Origin of the sequence: Vibrio crassostreae, from assembly GCF_041439375.1 — a bacterium.
Lineage (GTDB): Bacteria > Pseudomonadota > Gammaproteobacteria > Enterobacterales > Vibrionaceae > Vibrio > Vibrio crassostreae_D.
This window is the reverse complement of the sequence record NZ_JBGONY010000136.1, coordinates 1-1,490: the sequence shown is the minus strand read 5'-3', so window position 1 is coordinate 1,490 and position 1,490 is coordinate 1. Positions and strand designations below refer to the sequence as shown.

Annotated in this window: 1 protein-coding gene; it reads right to left on the bottom strand. The window is 49.3% G+C overall.

The features are described 5' to 3' along the window. Positions 1–26 precede the first annotated feature (26 nt). Positions 27–1,490: IS66 family transposase (gene tnpC, locus ACED45_RS24005; RefSeq protein WP_371715210.1), on the bottom strand; the 1,464-nt coding region annotated here is incomplete at its 5' end.

Genomic DNA, 1,490 nt, shown 5'->3' with positions numbered 1-1,490 from the left:
CCCCATGAACCCACGGGGCTATGTTGCTAATGTTTGAAGTTCCAAGGTAGGAGCGCATCGATATCTGGCTCAGCTTTCGCTAGCTCCTTCATGCACTTGACCATGTAATCGTAGAGGATAAGCCCATTGGCTTTTGCGGTCTCGACAATGCTATAAAGCATTGCGCTCGCTTCGGCGCCATTAGGGTTGGTCGAGAAGAGCCAGTTTTTCCTGCCAATGACCAGCGGCTTAATTGCGCGCTCTGCGCGATTATTATCGATAGATAAGTGACCGTCGTCGATATACCGAATGAGCTTTGGCCACTGACCGAGTGTGTATTTTATCGCTTTGCCTAGCGGACTCGACTCTATCACCTGCTGAGTCGTCATCCACTCGTAAAGCTCATCCAGTATCGGCTTGGCGTGCGCTTGACGCTCTGCTTGTCGCTTTTCGGCAGAGGCACCTTTCAAGCGTGATTCTATTCCATAGAGCTTCTGGATTTTGGCCAGCGCTTTATCCGCTTTGCCCGACTTACCTTTGCCTTGAAGCTTCTTAGCATCCATGAACTTACGCCGTGCATGAGCCAAGCAACCGACATTGGTCACTTGGTGAAGCCCATCATAGGCACCATAGCCATCTGTTTGTAGATAGCCACTATAGTCACCCAAGAAGGCAACAGGGCACGCCCTCGCGCGACTGTTTTGGTAGTCGTACAAGGCGATGTTTTTCACATTCGGTAACGTAGCTTCTGGCGAGTCTGTGCCCGAGCAGTAGAGCCACATGTAACACTGTTTATCTTCCTTGAGTACATTGAGTGGTGTTTCATCCGCCTGAACCACCACTTGTTTTAGTAGGTGCTCTTTCAAGGCTGCGTAGAGTGGTGCGAACTTCTCACTGACTTGGATAACCCACCGTGCCATGGTGGTTCGTGATAGCTCGATACCCGACTGAGTAAACAGCGATTCTTGGCGATAAAGTGGCATCGCGTATTGGTATTTACCAAGGATGATGTTGGCCAGCAAGCTTTCTGTGGCGAAGCTCTTAGGGATAATGCTTTGTGGCGCTGGCTTTTGAACGATGCGGCTATTGTCTTCTGTTTTTTCGCACTGGCGGCAAGCATACTTAGGGCGAACGTATTCCAGTACTTTGAGTACCGCAGGTGTGAACTCCAGTTTTTCGCTTCGGTCTTCACCGATTTTATGTAGACTATGGTTGCAGCAAGCGCACTGCTTTTCATGGTCGTCTAAATCGAGTTCGATAACCTCACGAGGTAAGGTCTTTGGAAGTGGCTTACGTTTTCCGCGTTTTTTCGTTGTGGTGGTTGTCGTCACCTCAACCTCTTTTTCCTTAGCGGCTTCAATTTCCACTTCGTTGAAGAGGTCACCTTGAGATTCATCATAAGGCTTTAACGCCTCCGAACGTTTAGCGAACTGACGGTCGAAGGCTAGCTTGAGTTGTTCAAGTAATGATTGGCGCTCTTGTTGCCATTGCGATTCCTTCTGCTCTTGCGA